General features: G+C 72.2%; 12 protein-coding genes, 1 tRNA gene and 1 pseudogene. All 14 read right to left on the bottom strand.

Going from position 1 to position 14378, the window contains the following annotated elements; translation table 11 throughout:
* Positions 1–18: 18 nt before the first annotated feature.
* Positions 19–714, bottom strand: a complete 696-nt coding sequence (locus ACIBCA_RS15825) for a spherulation-specific family 4 protein (RefSeq protein ID WP_396283445.1) — start codon at positions 712–714, stop codon at positions 19–21.
* Positions 711–1628 (bottom strand): NAD-dependent epimerase/dehydratase family protein, encoded by a 918-nt coding sequence (locus ACIBCA_RS15820; protein ID WP_396283444.1) that lies wholly within the window; start codon positions 1626–1628, stop codon positions 711–713. The genes ACIBCA_RS15825 and ACIBCA_RS15820 overlap by 4 nt, the downstream gene beginning before the upstream one ends.
* A 182-nt stretch (positions 1629–1810) precedes the next feature.
* A pseudogene (locus tag ACIBCA_RS15815) lies at positions 1811–2512 on the bottom strand (NDP-sugar synthase); the annotation flags it as partial.
* A 74-nt stretch (positions 2513–2586) separates the two neighbouring features.
* Positions 2587–3582, bottom strand: coding sequence for an SDR family NAD(P)-dependent oxidoreductase (locus ACIBCA_RS15810; protein ID WP_396283443.1), 996 nt, complete (start codon positions 3580–3582; stop codon positions 2587–2589).
* Between the two features lie 77 nt (positions 3583–3659).
* Positions 3660–5258: a hypothetical protein gene (locus tag ACIBCA_RS15805; protein ID WP_396283442.1), complete on the bottom strand. Its 1599-nt coding sequence runs from the start codon at positions 5256–5258 to the stop codon at positions 3660–3662.
* Positions 5255–6766, bottom strand: a complete 1512-nt coding sequence (gene pelF / locus ACIBCA_RS15800; RefSeq protein ID WP_396283441.1) for a GT4 family glycosyltransferase PelF — start codon at positions 6764–6766, stop codon at positions 5255–5257. Before pelF ends, ACIBCA_RS15805 begins: the two co-directional genes overlap by 4 nt.
* 123 nt (positions 6767–6889) lie before the next feature.
* Positions 6890–9232, bottom strand: coding sequence for a hypothetical protein (locus ACIBCA_RS15795; RefSeq protein ID WP_396283440.1), 2343 nt, complete (start codon positions 9230–9232; stop codon positions 6890–6892).
* A 323-nt stretch (positions 9233–9555) separates the two neighbouring features.
* Positions 9556–10434 (bottom strand): RNA polymerase sigma factor SigF, encoded by an 879-nt coding sequence (locus tag ACIBCA_RS15790; protein ID WP_396283439.1) that lies wholly within the window; start codon positions 10432–10434, stop codon positions 9556–9558.
* A gap of 145 nt (positions 10435–10579) precedes the next feature.
* Positions 10580–11497, bottom strand: coding sequence for an RNA polymerase sigma factor SigF (locus tag ACIBCA_RS15785; protein ID WP_396283438.1), 918 nt, complete (start codon positions 11495–11497; stop codon positions 10580–10582).
* Between the two features lie 227 nt (positions 11498–11724).
* A complete protein-coding gene (locus ACIBCA_RS15780) occupies positions 11725–12018 on the bottom strand; it encodes a Dabb family protein (RefSeq protein ID WP_396283437.1) in 294 nt (97 codons plus the stop codon).
* Between the two features lie 83 nt (positions 12019–12101).
* Complete coding sequence (locus tag ACIBCA_RS15775) at positions 12102–12266, bottom strand: hypothetical protein (RefSeq protein ID WP_199823286.1); 165 nt, start codon at positions 12264–12266, stop codon at positions 12102–12104.
* A 486-nt stretch (positions 12267–12752) separates the two neighbouring features.
* Positions 12753–12842: transfer RNA gene (locus ACIBCA_RS15770), tRNA-Ser, on the bottom strand.
* Between the two features lie 97 nt (positions 12843–12939).
* Positions 12940–13527: a nucleoside deaminase gene (locus tag ACIBCA_RS15765; protein ID WP_396283436.1), complete on the bottom strand. Its 588-nt coding sequence runs from the start codon at positions 13525–13527 to the stop codon at positions 12940–12942.
* A gap of 51 nt (positions 13528–13578) precedes the next feature.
* Positions 13579–14115 carry a hypothetical protein gene (locus ACIBCA_RS15760; protein ID WP_396283435.1) on the bottom strand — a complete coding sequence of 179 codons (537 nt, stop codon included), beginning with the start codon at positions 14113–14115 and terminating at the stop codon, positions 13579–13581.
* Positions 14116–14378: the final 263 nt, after the last annotated feature.

Raw genomic sequence — 14378 nt, 5'->3', positions numbered from 1 at the left:
GTCGAACTCCGAGTCGGGTCAGGTGAGTTCGGCGGCGGCCAGGCCGTACGGCAGGGTGCACCAGGGGTTGTCCCCGGCGCCCGGTACGGCGCAGCCGACGCCGGCGCGGCGGGCGGCGATCAGTGCGGTGGCGTCCTTGGCGTCGTCGGCCGGGACGCCGTAGACCAGGTGGCAGAAGCGGGAGGCCGCGTGACGGCCCGTCCACAGCGGCTGGGTCATCGAACGGTACGCCGTCCAGTCGCCCTCGAAGGTGACCAGCAGGTCGGCCAGGCCGACGTCGGCGTAGCCCGGGTCGGGGTGGTCGCCGTGGCCGAACACCACGGTGTGGCAGCCGGCCGCCCTGGCCGCCGTCGCGAGACGGCGGTAGTGCGCCAACGCGCCGGGGTGGGAGGCGACTTGGTCGAGGTAGGCGCCGTTGACGCCATGGCGCTGACGATACGTGAGGATGTCCGCGACCACCGCCGCGTGGGGCCTGCGGCCGTAGTCGGTGTCCGTGTACCCGATCAACGGCAGCCCGGCGGCGCGGAGTCGCTCGACGGCTTCGGAGAAGACGCCGTCCGGGGTCTCGCCCGGGCCGTCCGCGAGGTTGAGCACCACGGCGGCGATCCGGGAGGGGTCGGCGGCGGCGACCGCCTGCCAGGCCGCCGGGTCCACCGCGGGGTGGACGTACAGCGGCACCAGCAGGCGGCCGTCCGGTATGGGCCCGGTCGTCATGCCACCACCGGGGTGGTGGCGGGCGCGGCGCTGTCGAGCCACAGGTCGCGCAGGGTGTCGGCGAGGTTCGTGGTCGGGTGCCAGCCGAGCGCCCCGGCCGCGGCCGAGACGTCGGCCTGCTGCCAGGAGACGCCGGCGGAGCGCTCGGAACCCGCGCCGCTCTCGTCGATCCGGCCGGTGAAGCCGGAGGCGGCGACCAGCCCGTCCGCGATCGCCCGGACCTGTTGGGCCCGGCCGGAGGCGAGGTTGAGTATCCGGGGCAGCGGGCCCTCGGCGGCGACGGCCAGGCCGACCGCCCCGGCGACGTCCCGGGCGTCGACGAAGTCGCGGTAGGCGGAGAGGTCCCCGACCTTCACGACTCCCTCGGCGCCCTCGGGGGCGGCCCGGCGCAGCTCGGCGGCCAGCCGGCCGGGCAGCGAGCCCGCCGGAGCCCCCGGGCCGACCGGGTTGAACACCCGCAGCACCACCGCGTCGAGCGGCGAGCCGGCCACCGCGAGGGAGCCGGCCAGCTTGGTGGCGCCGTAGACGCCCACCGGGCGGGCGTCGGCCTCCTCGGACAGCGAGTCGCCCTCGGCGCAGACGCCGTACTCGCCGGCCGAACCGATGTGGACCAGACGGGTCTTCGGGGCGCACAGGGAGAGCGCCTCGCAGAGCACCGCCGGGCCGCGGGCGTTGACCTCGGCGAGCTTGACCGCGCTGCCGGCCACCGCGCCGGCGAAGTTGACCACCGCGTCGGGTGCCAGCGCGGCGATCTCCTCGCCGAGCGGGCCGGCCTGGGCGGTGGCCAGGTCGAGCCGGAGGTCGTGGGCGGGCCGCCGCCCCGCGGTGAGCACGGTGGCCCCGGGAAGGGCCCGCAGGACGGCGGCGGCGTGACGGCCCAGGAAGCCGTCACCGCCGAGCAGCAGGATTCTCACGCGGCCCGTCCGTCGCTGTCGGAGCCGACGGAGCCGACGGCACCGGCGGTGCCGGTGGTCGCGGCCGGGGCGTCCGGCTGGGCGCTGTCGTCCGGGGCGGTGCGGGCCGCCGGGATCGGCAGCTCCGTGACGGCCGGGGCGACGGCCGGGGCGACGGCCGGGGCGTCGGCCGACTCGAAGGGCATCAGGACCGGGCGGATGCTGGAGAACTCGGCGTTGGCCCGGTCGTAGTCGTCCGGGCGGCCGATGTCCAGCCAGTAGCCGTCGAAGTCGTAGGAGGACGGCGGGGTGTCGGCGGCCAGCAGGTCGAGCACCAGCTCGTCGAAGCCCAGCGGCAGGCCGGGGGTGTACGAGGCCAGCGCGGCGCGCGAGACGCCGTACACGCCCATCGAGACGCGGTAGTCGATGCTCGGCTTCTCCTGGAAGCCGGTGATGCTGCCGGCCTCGGTGGTCAGCACGCCGAAGTCGATCCGGACCTGGCGGGCGTAGGTGGCGATGGTCAGCGGGGCGCCGGACGCCTCGTGGTGGCGGAGCACCGCGGCGAAGTCCAGGTCGGTGAGGATGTCGCCGTTCATCACCAGGAAGTGCTCGGGCAGGCGGTCCTGCATGGTGAGCAGCGGGCCCATGGTGCCGAGCGGGCTGTCCTCGACGGCGTAGCCGACCCGCAGGCCCCACTGGGAGCCGTTGCCGACGTAGGCGCGGATGATGTGGCCGAGGTGGCCGATCGCCAGGGTGACGGTCTTGAAGCCCGAGGCGGCGAGCTGGCGCATCACGATCTCGAGGATCGCGTGCTGGTCGCCGATCGGGACGAGGGGCTTGGGAAGGGCGGTGGTGTACGGGCGCAGACGGACGCCCTTGCCACCGGCCAGGATCACTGCGTGCATGGTGTTTCCCCCACGGAAAGGATGTGCTGGACGCGAGCCTCGGATACCAGGACGGTCATGATCGCGACGGTGCGTCAGACGTTGTAGATGTCCGTCTTGTAGCGGGCGAGGTTGGCCGGGTCGCGGAAGAACTCGATGGTCTCCTCCAGGCCCTCCTCCAGGCTGAAGCGCGGAGCCCAGCCGGTGGCCTCGCGCAGCCGGGTCGCGTCCGCGACGAGCCGCATGACCTCGGAGTTGGTCGGGCGGATGCGCTGCTCGTCCTCCTTGACGACCAGGTCCACGCCCATGAGCTTGCCGACCAGGGTGACCAGGTCGCCGACCGAGATCTCGCCGCCGGTGCCGGCGTTGAAGGTGCGGCCGACCACCGACTCGGCGGGCGCGGTGCCCACCGTGCGGAAGGCGTTGGCGGTGTCCTTGACGAACGTGAAGTCGCGGGTCGGGCGCAGGTCGCCGAGGGTGATCTCGGTCTGGCCGGCCGCGACCTGGGCGATCACGGTGGGGATGACGGCGCGCATCGACTGGCGCGGGCCGAAGGTGTTGAACGGGCGCAGGGTGACGACCGGGGTCTCGAAGCTGGCGTGGTAGCTGTCGGCCAGCCGGTCCCCGCCGGCCTTGGAGGCGGCGTACGGGGACTGGGTGTTGATCGGGTGGTCCTCGGTGATCGGCACGGTCTGCGCGGTGCCGTAGGTCTCGCTGGTGGAGGTGTGCACCAGGCGCGGGATCTCCAGGTGGCGCACGGCCTCCAGCACGTTCAGGGTGCCGGTCACGTTGGTGTCCACGTAGGAGTGCGGCGCGCGGTAGGAGTAGGGGATCGCGATCAGGGCGGCCAGGTGGTAGACCGCCTCGGTGCCCTTGACCAGGCCGTTGACGGAGCCCGGGTCGCGGACGTCGCCGAGGACGATCTCGACGGAGTCCAGGACCTCGGAGGAGAGGGTCTCCAGCCAGCCGAAGGAGGAGAAGGAGTTGTACTGCACCATCGCGCGGACGTGGTGACCGTCGGCGACCAGGGTCTCGACGAGGTGGGAGCCGATGAAGCCCTCGGCTCCGGTGACCGCGACGCTGCTGCTCATGCGGAATTCGCTTTCTCGATGTGCGGGACGGTCCGACGCCCTGTGGCGGTCGGCCGCGGTTGTCGATCGGTTGTCGATCAGCGGTGCTGGGTGGTGCGGCCGAGCGCGGGCCCGGCGATGGCGGTGAGGAGGAGTGCGGCCGCCCCGCAGCCGATGAGCTGCAGGGCGATCGGCTCCGCACCGGTCAGCAGCCCGACGCTCTCGGCGACGGCGGCTGCCAGACAGATGAGGGCGGTGCTCCAGCTGAACCCGAAGGCGTTCAGCAGCAGCGCCAGCCAGAGCGAGCCGCCCAGGAGCAGCATCGCGCCGAGCTGCGGGACGCCGAGCGCGGGAGCGCCGGGCCACAGCACGGTCGCGGCGGCGTCCAGCGCGGCCACGGTGGTGAGGTAGATGAACAGGCAGCCGAGCAGGATGCCGCCGGTGCGGCGGCCGAACTGCGCGCTGGTGTGGCTGGTGCGCAGCGCCGCCACGGCCATCGCCCGGTAGCGGAACAGCAGCCACTCGGCCAGGCCCAGGCTGAGCGTCAGCGCGATCATGGCCGGGCCGGTGAGGGCGGCCTTCGCCTGCTCCGCGGCCTGGTGGGCCGCGGGGTGCGCACCCGCGTGGGCGGCGGCGTGGGTGACGGTGCCGTGGACGGCGTGGACGGTGTGCCCGCTCGCCTGCACCGCCTGGTGGATGGTCTCGCCGAGGCCCGCGATCAGCGTCAGCGCGCCGCAGGCCAGGCCGAACAGCAGGTGCGGCAGCTCCTGGTACAGCGGCAGCCTGAGCGCGGGCGCGTCCTTGTCGTCGGCGCGCACGCAGCGCAGCAACTCCCGGGCGGCCAGCCCGATCGCCAGCGCCACCGAGGCGAGCAGCACCACCGTCCGTACGGCCTGCGGCACGTCGGCGGCGAGCACCACGCCCGCGCCGACCGAGGCCGGTGCCAGTGCGACCAGCAGGAACTTCTCCCGGCCCAGCACCAGCAGCACGGTGGCCGCGCCCAGGTACGCCGACTGCCCGGCGGCGAAGCAGAGCGAGCCCAGCGGGCCGCCGACCGCGTACGCGGCGGCGGCCGCGACCAGCGCGCCCATCGGCGCGCCCACGGCCAGGCAGACGGCGGCGTCCCGGCGGCGCACCCGGCTCAGCCAGCGGTAGGCGCGGTGCGCCAGCGCCTGGTTGAAGCCCCAGCTGACCAGCGTCGCCACGGAGAGCGCGAGCATGCCCGAGGGCAGGCCGAAGCGCATCCGGGCGGTCGCGAACAGGTTGGCGCCGAGCAGGTAGCCGAGCCCGGGGAGGGCGAACACCAGGCCGCGCACCACGCAGCGCCAGGGGTCGGCCCGCCAGGGGTTGGCGAACTCGGAGCTCGGGCCGGGGTAGCGGCGCTGGACCTTCTCGAACAGCTCCTCGGCGACGGTGAAGGCGTCGGGGCGGCCGTAGAGCAGGGCGGCCTGCTCGTCCGAGAGGCCGTCCGACTCGAGGATGGCCGCGATCTCGTAGGGGTGGACGGCGTCGGCGCAGATGTCGTTCAGGCGCTCGGCGAGCTCGTCCAGGGGGTCGGCGGAGAGGCCGAGTTCGTCCTCCGGCTCGGGCTGCACCGGGGCGGGGGCATGGCGGCGGAGCTTGAGCGGCAGCGTGCGCAGCTGCATCGTCGGCTCGGCGCCGCCCTCGTCCTGCACCAGGCGAAGCGGCCCACTCATGCGCCCACCTCGCTCGGTGCGGGGACGGCGGCGAGCGGGCGGTCCCAGTCCGGGCTGGGGGCCTGGTCGGTGACGGGGACGACGCCGCCGGGCATCCAGCGGGCGGTGCCCAGGAGTTCGGTGTAGATGCCGCGGAAGCCGTCGATGTTCTGGCGCAGCGTGAACTGCTCGATGACCCGCAGCCGGGCGCCCTCGCCGAGGCGGGCGCGGCGTTCCGGGTCGCGCAGCAGCTCGATCGCGGCGGCGGCCATCGGCTCGGGCTCGCGCGGCGGGACGACCAGACCGGTGTCGCCGACGGCCTCCCGCACGCCGCCGACGTCGGTGGAGACGGTCGCGCGGCCGCAGGACATGGCCTCGATCAGGGTGAACGGGAAGCCCTCGCTGATGCTGGAGAGCATGACCACGTTGCCGGCCGCGTAGGCGTCGGTGATGTCGGCGACGCGGCCCTCGAAGACCACCGAGTCGGCTATGCCGAGTTCGGCGGCCAGGGCTATGCAGCCGTCCCGGTACGCCTCGCCGCCCTTGGGCGTGCCCCCGAAGAGCCGCAGCCGCGCCTCGGGGATCTCGCGCCGGACGATGGCGAAGGCCCGGATCAGCGTCTCCAGGTCCTTGATCGGGTCGACCCGCCCGGCCCAGCTGAGGGTCGGCGTCTCGGGCTCGGGCCCGGCCGGCGGGAAGGCCGCCGGGTCGACCCCGTTGTAGACGGTGCGGATGTGCGTGGACGGCGTGCCGCCGCGCTCCTCCCAGCGCCGGTTGTACCGGTTGCCGGGGGTGACCAGCGCGGCCTGGCGGTAGCTCTCCTCGGCGAGCATCCGGTAGAAGCCCAGCAGCAGCGCCTTGACCGGCCAGCGGTACGGGCCGGTGCGGTAGCCGAGGTAGCGCTCGCGCAGGTAGATGCCGTGCTCGGTGAGCAGAAACGGTACGCCGTACTGCTGGGCGGCGATCAGCCCGGGCAGGGTGGCGAGGCCGCCGCTGGCGGCGTGGGCGACGCCGTCGGTGGGCGGTTCGACCGCGAGCGGCCGCAGGGCGTGCTCGAGCAGGTCGGTGGCGTTCAGGGCGTCGTGCAGGGTGGGCCGGGAGGCGGCGGTCGGCAGGTAGTCGCGGGTCCAGACCTGCTGCAGGGTGCGCAGGGCGCGCTCGCTGCGCAGCGCCGGGCTGAGCAGCCCGCGCCGGGCGAGGTCGGCGAAGCCGTACAGCTCGGTGCCGAAGTGGGTGGTGTAGACCGGGTCGAGGACGGAGTGCAGGAAGCGCTCGTACGCGTTGAGGAAGAGCCGCATCTCCTTGCCGCGCGGTGCTCTGGCGTCGGAGGCCGGGCCCCACAGCGGCGCGGTGGTCACGGACCGTACGTTGGCGGGCAGTTCCCACGCGAGCGGTTCCTGGCCGGTGCCGGTGACGGCGATGATGTCGAAGTCGACGTCGGGCATGCCCTGGACGAGCTGGTCGCACCAGACGCTGACCCCGCCGTGCTGGTGCGGGTACGTCCCCTCGGTGAGCAGGGTGACGCGCATGGCCTGTCCCCCCTCCTGTTCTTGCCTGTTCGTGCGTCGGTTGTCCGGCCTGGATGGCCGGAACGGGAGCCGTGGCGGGGCCGGGCCGGTCGCCCGGTCCGGCCCCGTCATCGGGTGTGTCGGTTACCGGTTGCCGGAGCGGCCGGTGGTGGTGCCGCGCGAGGCCGTCCCCCCGGAAGCCTTGCCGCGCGTGTCACGGGAGTCGGCGCCCTTGGCGACGACGCCCTTGCCGGGAACGGGGGTTCCGCTGCCGGGCACCAGGGACGGAGTGGCGCCGCGAGCGGTGTCGCTCGGGCCCACCGGGACGGGAGTGGCCACGCCCTGCGGGACGACCTTCTTGTCGGCCGGGGCAGGGGCCGGGACGGACTTGGCGGCGACGCTCGGGGCGACGGCGGCCGGAGCGGCGGGAGCGGCACCCGAGGGGAGCTGCAGCATGACGCTGGTCTGCATGGGTCCGGGAGCCACCCAGCCCGAGAGGCTACCGGCGTAGGCCGAACCGAAGGCGGTCGTTCCGATGACCAGCTTCTGAGCAGTTCCGGTCGGCATGGTGGCCTGGACCTGAACACCGGTCGGCGCGTTGACCGTGACGGTGTTCCCGATCCGGTAGCCGGTGACCTGGCCGGCGGCCACGGCCGCGTTCCAGGCGCCGCGCTTCTGGAACTCCTGGCCGATCTCGCGCTCGCCGAGGTTCACGATCGGGGTGTTGTCGGCGTGCAGCGAGCGGTAGTCGCCGAGGATCTTCTCCAGCACCGGGTACAGGATGCGGTCCTCGGACAGGTTCGACTGGTGCACGAAGTGCGGGCGCGGGTCGTTGTTCAGCACGTGGCCGAGGTCGATCCGGGCCTCCAGCGGCACGATGTACGACTGGTAGCCGGTGGTGGTGTTCAGCGGCTGGGGCAGGCAGGTGGAGTTGGCGTTGTTCTCGCAGACGCCGCTTCCGCCGTTGGCCTTGCTGGTGTAGATCCAGTTGTACTCGTCGGTCTCCTCCACCGCCGAGCCGGCGTTGTAGAAGACGTTCATCGGGTACCGCGGCACGGTCAGCGTGGACGAGCCGACGGACCGCTGGGCGGGCTCGCGGGAGGCGTCGCTGCCGGTGAACTTGATGCCGTTGGCGGCCAGCGCCGGCGCCAGGTTCGGGTTGTCGCTGGTCTCCTGCGGAGCGGTCAGCAGACCGGAGTGCTCGCCGGTCACGAGAGCCTGCGGGTCGACGTGGAGCCCGTTGCGGGTCGCCCAGTCGAAGTTGTTCTTGATCTGGGTGTTGATGGTGTTGTAGTCGACCCAGACGGTGTTGCCCACGGCGTCCTTGGTGCACCGCCACGGCACCACGGTGACGTCCTGGAGGCAGCCCAGGTACGGGTGGGTGTAGGTGTGGTTGACCCACCGGTAGCTGGTCTGGTCGGCGATCATCTGGTTCGCGGTCGGGTCGACCGTGGCCTGGTGGTCGGTCTTCCAGTCCTCGCTGCCACCGCCGTTGAACACCATGTCCAGCGTGAAGTTGTTGGTGGTCTGCCACTGCTTGAGGAACTGGGCGTCGGCCTGCGTCATCCGGATCGGGTTGGCCGTGTCCGGGGTGCCGGGCGGGCAGGTGACGTCGCCGGGGGTGCACTTGAGCGTGGTGCTCCAGCGGTCGTCGGCCAGGAAGACGTCGTCGACGTGGGTCGCGAAGTAGTTCCGGTCGTAGCCGAGGTGGACGCCCTGGGTGATCCAGTCGACCATGCCGCGGGCCAGCAGCCGGTACTGCTGCTGGTACTGGTTGTAGACGAAGGTGACGACCAGTTCCTTGCGGCCGTCGTGGGTGTACTCGCCGACCAGCGAACCGCGGCTGGTCGTGCTGGGTATCGGTGCGTCGACCAGCGGGGTGAACGAGGCGCCGGCCGGCAGGGAGGCGAGCGGGGTGGCCAGGTAGCCGTAGCTCTCGCTGACGTTCGGGTCGTTGTCCTCGAACGGGACGCTGCCCTTCAGGTACCCGAAGGGGCCGGAGGTGCCGGCGGTCGTGGTGGCGGCCTGGAATCCGTCGAGGGTGCCGACGTATCCGGGATTCGCCGCGTAGTTCAGCCCCACCGCCGGGCTGGCCCACGTGTACGCGTCGATCTGACGGACATTGAAAGCGGCCTCGTAGGTCGCGATCGCGGTCATCTCGGCGGCGCTGTTGGGGAAGGGGTTCTCATTGGGCATGACAATGCCCTGGAACTTGCCCCGGGGCAGACCGTTCACGGTGTCGCTCAGGAAGGCCGAGTTGATCACCGGCCGGCCGGCATCGCTGAGGGTGACGACCTTGTACGGGGTGCCCTGGCTCTTGAGTTCGGCGGTGATGGCCGCGACCGCCGGACCGCCGTCGTCGATGACGAGGACGGTGAGGTCGATCCTGGGCGGTGTGGTGTCCGCGTGGGCCAGGGTGGTCTGAAGCCCTCCGGCCAGCAGAACTGCCGCCGCACACGCGGCGACTCTTCGGGTCGCTCGACCCATGTTGTGCCTCCCCTTGGGGTCGGACGCCGGGCTGCAACCGCAGCCGTCCGCCCCCTTGTCGCTGTTCGCGGGCAGCAGGCTGCCCGGCGCCCATCCTGGTGGAGGCCCGGGTGTGGGAGTGACCATTTGGGCGAGAGTGCAGCGAACCTGTTACCAACGTTCATGGCAAAGCCATGAAGGCGCTGATTGTGACTGGAAGAGGACCGGGGATGCAAATAATGAATTGAAAATGAAAAACCGGAGCCCCGGGCATCCCGTGTCATGTCACAGCCTGAATTCACAATGCGACGGAGACGACAACATCACGCCCGGGGACGGCATGATCAACCCTCGTTGATCAATCCCTCGCGGAGCTGGGTCAGGGTGCGGGTGAGGAGCCGCGATACGTGCATCTGGGAGATGCCGATCTCCTCGCCGATCTGCGACTGGGTCAGGTTGCCGAAGAACCGCAGCATGATGATCCGGCGCTCGCGCGGCGGCAGCTTCGCCAGCAGCGGCTTGAGCGACTCGCGGTACTCGACGCCCTCCAGCGCGAGGTCCTCGTACCCGAGCCGGTCGGCCAGCGGTCCGTCGCCGTCCTCCTCACCGGGGCTGGAGTCGAGCGAGCTGGCGGTGTAGGCGTTGCCCACCGCGAGGCCCTCGACCACGTCCTCCTCGCTGACCCCCAGGCAGGCCGCCAGCTCGGCGACGGTGGGGGAGCGGTCCAGCCGCTGGGACAGCTCGTCCCCGGCCTTGGTGAGCGCCAGCCGCAGCTCCTGGAGCCGGCGCGGCACCCGCACCGACCATGCGGTGTCCCGGAAGAAGCGCTTGATCTCGCCGACCACCGTCGGCATCGCGAAGGTGGGGAACTCCACCCCGCGCTCCGGGTCGAACCGGTCGATCGCCTTGATCAGCCCGATGGTGCCGACCTGGACGATGTCCTCCATCGGTTCGTGCCGGCTGCGGAAGCGCGCCGAGGCGTACCGGACCAGCGGCAGGTTGAGCTCGATCAGCGTGTCGCGGACGTACGTGTGCTCGGCGCTGCCTGGTTCCAGGGCGGCCAGCCGCAGGAACAGCGAGCGGGAGAGCGTACGGGTGTCCAGCGCGGCGCCTGGCGGGGCCGCCTCCGTCGGCCCGCGTTGCGCCGGGAGGCCGCCCTCGGCGACCGTGGTGACCTCGGCCTGACCAGCGTGGATCTCCGCAGTGCCCAGCTCTCCGGACATGCGCCCACCCCCTCGTGACTGACGGTTGAACGGGGGCCGACGGCCGGAGGTTCCCGGTGGGGGCCCAATCCCCTCCTTACCGGATCACCGCGCACGGCAAACCCGAACGTCGCGAATCGTCACGCCCGGGTAACGCGCTGCAATCTCACTCTTCCCATGAGTTTCCGGTCCGAAGCCTCGTCAGAATCCGCGACAGCAGCCGGGAAACGTGCATCTGCGACATTCCCAGCTCGGTGCTGATCTGGGACTGGGTGAGGTTGGCGAAGAACCGCAGCATCACGATCCGCCGCTCCCGTTCCGGGAGTTGGACCAGCAGGTGGCGCACCATGTCGCGGTGCTCGACGTCGGCGAGCGCGGAGTCCTCGTAGCCGAGCCGGTCGAGCAGGGCCAGCCCGCCCTCGTGCTCCTGGGCCGCCTCCAGGGAGGCGGCGTTGTAGGCCCGCCCGGCGTCCAGGCAGGCCCGGACGTCCTCCTCGGGGATGCGCAGGCTGGCGGCGATCTCGGGCACCTTGGGCACCCGGCCGTTCAGCACCGTCAACTCCTCCATGGCGCCGCTGACCTGGACCCAGAGCTCCTGGAGCCGGCGGGGGACGTGCATGGTGCGGACGTTGTCGCGGAAGTAGCGCTTGATCTCGCCGAGGATGGTCGGCAGCGCGTAGGTGGGGAACTGCACGCCGCGGGTGGGGTCGAAGCGGTCGATGGCGTTGATCAGGCCGATCGTGCCGACCTGGACGACGTCCTCCATCGGCTCGCTGCGGCTGCGGAAGCGGGTGGCCGCGTAGCGCACCAGCGGGATGTTCACCTCGATCAGCGCCGCCCGGACCCGCTCCCGCTCGGGGGCGCCGGGGGGCAGTTCGGCGAGCCGCTCGAACAGCACCCGGGTCAGCGTCCGGACGTCCACGGCGGGCCGGCCATTGGGGCCGCGCAGACCGTCCGGGCGGAGTTCGCCGGCCGGGCTGATGATCGCAGCCAGCACTTCGTCCACGGACACGTCACCCCTCCCAAAGTCGTCTACGGCGGGCCCTGCGGATCGGGTGTCGCGGCTGGTTCTCCACCTCGCCATGTCCGGCAAAACCGGTCATAGCATCACAAGGCGGGCACAGGTCGGGCAAGTACCCGGCGGAGGTGTGTTGATGGGGCGGACGGCCGTAGCGGGGCCCGGGGGCGGGGCGCGGCACGGGTCGTTCCGGGGCGTAGCAAGGCGCCCCGCCCGGTGACCGGGCGGGGCGCTGGGGTCCGTCCGGGGGACAGGCGGGGGCGCGCTTCGGGAGCGAGGGGGCCTTTCGGGGCTCAGACCTCGATGTCGGCGATCACCCAGGTGGCGAATTCGCGCCACCGGCCCGCCGCGGCCTGGTGGGCCGGGTGGGTCAGGTACGCCTGCAGGGCCTCGCGGTCCTCGACCAGGCTGTTGATCGCGTAGTCGTACGCGATGTCCCGCTCGGTGGCGTTCCAGCCGCACTCCCACTCGCGGAGCTCGGGGATCAGCGAACCGAGCTCGGCGAACGCCTTCGCACCGGCGAGCGCGCGCTCGTCGTCCTTGGTGACGCCTTCATCGAGCTTGAACAGGACCAGGTGCCGGATCACGACGGGCACTCCTCGCGGACGGGGGGAACAGAGGGTCCCGCCCACCGTAACGGGTGCGCCGGGGCCGCTCGCGGGCCGTCCCGCTACTTGATCAACCCGGTCATGAAGGTGCCGACCGCCTTGGCCGCGTTCGAGATGCCCTCGAAGCCCAGCTGGACGAGCTCGGCCGAGCGCGACGGTGAGGTGATGATCGAGTAGAGGACGAAGACGAGCAGGAGCACCATGCCGATCTTCTTCGCCTGCGCCATCGGGGGTCCCTTCCTCCCAGCTGTGGGCCGCCGTCACCCTGCTCCCCGAGCGGCCCTGCACTGGGCAGCTTATCCACCGGACGGGCTATCAAGTGTGCGACGCGTTCGCCCGACGGGACGAAGGTCCCCGCGAGTGGGGCCTTTCTCCGGATGCCCGGGCCCGGCCGCGGCGGCAGGATGGACGGTGTACCGCGGATCTGGCAGGAATCCCCGGTACGTGGACCGGAGCTCCCCGCTGTGGGACCGGGCGCCGCGACTTCCCCCCGACGCGGCACCGGTTGTGGGACTCCGCCAGGGGGAGCGGTGAGTCCCCCCGAGCCGCTCCCCCTCCAGGCTCCGTACGGACCGGGTGCCGGTGGTCATCGGCCCGGCGTACGGAGCCTTTTCCGTGCCCCGGCAACCGAGACCAGAGCCGAGACCACAACCGAGACCACAACGACGAAGGCCCCGACTGTCTCCAGTCGGGGCCTTCGTTCTTCCTGCTCATGGCGGTAGCGGTGGGATTCGAACCCACGGTGGAGTTGCCCCCACACACGCTTTCGAGGCGTGCTCCTTTGGCCGCTCGGACACGCTACCGAGGGGAACTCTACCGGACGGGTGGCACGGTCACGAAATCCGTTTCGGGACGAGCCGGCCGGAGGGGGTGGCCGGAGGGGGTGTCAGCGGCGCCCGGTCAACGGTGGCCGTCGAAGAAGGCGCGCAGCTGGGCGGCGCACTCCTCGGCGAGGACGCCGGGGACGACTTCGGGGCGGTGGTTGAGCCGGCGGTCGCGCATCACGTCGAAGAGGGAGCCGGCCGCGCCGGCCTTCTCGTCGAGGGCGCCGTAGACCACGCGGTCGATCCGGGAGAGGACGATGGCGCCGGCGCACATGGTGCAGGGCTCCAGGGTGACGACGAGGGTGCAGCCGCCGAGGCGCCACTCGCCCTCCCGTCGCCCATCACCACCCTTGTTCGGCGCGCTACGCGCGACACCCCTCAACTTCTCGGCCGCCTGCCGGATGGCGACCACCTCGGCGTGGGCGGTCGGGTCGCCGATCGCCTCGCGCTCGTTGTGGCCGCGGCCGATCACCTCGCCGTCCGGGCCCAGGACGAGCGCCCCGACCGGGACGTCACCGGTGGCCGGCGCCAGGGAGGCCTCGGCGATGGCGAGGCGCATCGGCGCCGCCCAGCGGTCGCGTACCGGGTCGGGGCGGACGGGGGCGGGCAGCGGGGGGACGTGCGGGACGGTCGGGACGGTAGGCGGGGTGGCGGCGGGCTGCATGGCATCCAGTGTCGGCCATCCGGCCCGGGGGCCGGGGCGGGGCACCGGCCGTTACCGGACCGCCTCCAGGACCTCGCCGCAGCCGAGGGCCTCGGCGATCTCCTCCAGGGCGTCGCCCGGCACCGCGCCCTCGCCGCTGAGGGCGAGCAGGCCGTCGGAGGCCAGGCCGAACTCGGTGAGCAGGTGGGAGTCGCCGAGCGGGCCGACCGGGACGCCGTCGCGGGCTTCCGCGTCCTCGTCGTCCTGCTCCTCGGCCTCCTCGGCCTCGTCCAGGAGGTGGTCCAGGTCGCCGAACTCGCTCTCGCCGGCCTGGTCGACCAGTTCGTCGGTGAGGACGGAGCCGTAGGAGCTGCGGGCGGCGGCGGCGCCGTCCGACACGAAGATCCGCGGGTCCTCCTCGCCGTCCACCCGGACGATGGCGAACCAGGAGTCCTCCTGTTCGATGAAGATCAGGACGCTGTCGTCGTCCTGGGCACTGCCGCGGGCCAGGTCGGCCAGATCGGCCAGGGTTTCGACGTTGTCGAGTTCCGCCTCGCTCACGTCCCACCCGTCCTCGGTGCGAGCAAGCACTGCAGCGAAGTACGCCACCAGGACACTCCCAAGATGATCGGTCTCGGCTGTCGGCGCGCACGGGCGGCGCGAAATCCTGGCCGCCCCCGCGCCAGAGGCGGCCCGCTTGTTCGGACCGTCCCATCGGAATCGTGACAGAAAGCCCGCCCTTGCGGGGGGTGTTCGGCAGCGCGTCTTCGCAGGTCGTGTCGGAAGGCCCGGTCGGTGTCCGGCCCCGCGGCGCCGCAGGCTCCGAAGGCGGTCGAACTTCGCCCGGTGCGTCCGAAATGGCCGCGTCGGAT

It is taken from the genome of Kitasatospora sp. NPDC051170 (assembly GCF_044455705.1).
Lineage (GTDB): Bacteria > Actinomycetota > Actinomycetes > Streptomycetales > Streptomycetaceae > Kitasatospora.
The sequence above is the reverse complement of the archived record's forward strand: the minus strand, read 5'-3'. Positions and strand labels throughout refer to the sequence as shown.

What these genes read in the sequence shown, in the direction of transcription:
- ACIBCA_RS15765 (WP_396283436.1), bottom strand. Translation starts at nt 13,527, where the DNA reads ATGCAGCCCGCCGCCACCCCGCCTACCGTCCCGACCGTCCCGCACGTC.
- pelF (WP_396283441.1), bottom strand. Translation starts at nt 6,766, where the DNA reads ATGCGCGTCACCCTGCTCACCGAGGGGACGTACCCGCACCAGCACGGC.
- ACIBCA_RS15785 (WP_396283438.1), bottom strand. Translation starts at nt 11,497, where the DNA reads ATGGCGAGGTGGAGAACCAGCCGCGACACCCGATCCGCAGGGCCCGCC.
- ACIBCA_RS15790 (WP_396283439.1), bottom strand. Translation starts at nt 10,434, where the DNA reads ATGTCCGGAGAGCTGGGCACTGCGGAGATCCACGCTGGTCAGGCCGAG.
- ACIBCA_RS15795 (WP_396283440.1), bottom strand. Translation starts at nt 9,232, where the DNA reads ATGGGTCGAGCGACCCGAAGAGTCGCCGCGTGTGCGGCGGCAGTTCTG.
- ACIBCA_RS15825 (WP_396283445.1), bottom strand. Translation starts at nt 714, where the DNA reads ATGACGACCGGGCCCATACCGGACGGCCGCCTGCTGGTGCCGCTGTAC.
- ACIBCA_RS15805 (WP_396283442.1), bottom strand. Translation starts at nt 5,258, where the DNA reads ATGAGTGGGCCGCTTCGCCTGGTGCAGGACGAGGGCGGCGCCGAGCCG.
- ACIBCA_RS15810 (WP_396283443.1), bottom strand. Translation starts at nt 3,582, where the DNA reads ATGAGCAGCAGCGTCGCGGTCACCGGAGCCGAGGGCTTCATCGGCTCC.
- ACIBCA_RS15775 (WP_199823286.1), bottom strand. Translation starts at nt 12,266, where the DNA reads ATGGCGCAGGCGAAGAAGATCGGCATGGTGCTCCTGCTCGTCTTCGTC.